We start from the raw sequence: 436 nt of genomic DNA on the forward strand, positions 1-436 counted from the left end.
GTCGATATTGTTGCCAATCAGGTTATCGGCGTCGAAGCGAGAAAGCTCTGCTTTCAAGTCGCTTTCCGCAGTTTTCATCATTTCTTGTACTGATTCATTCATATAAATGATATTGAACTCAGCGTCGGCCATCATGACGTTGGTGCTACACACATCTAGCGCTAGTTTGATTCGCGTATTGTCTGCTGCCAACTGAGCTTCAGCCTGTTCCTTGGCTAGCTGCGCGGTTTGATCATCCCACTCGACGACGGTGCCGAGTCGTTGGTGTTCATCATCAAAGATTGGTGTGGCTATCAAACTGAATGTTCGAGTGCCAACTTGGATTTTTCCGTTATATTGAGTTTGCAAGCCTTCTAGCATACTCCGTTGGTGAGCCGGATTTTTATGGAAGACATCAATACTCTCTCCCATAAGTGCTTGAGCATTAAAGTTGGGA

General features: G+C 45.6%; 1 pseudogene. It reads right to left on the reverse strand.

Annotated features, from left to right (window positions below):
• Positions 1 to 436: pseudogene (locus A3757_RS26315) on the reverse strand (chemotaxis protein); the annotation flags it as partial.

The organism is Oleiphilus sp. HI0117 (genome assembly GCF_001635235.1).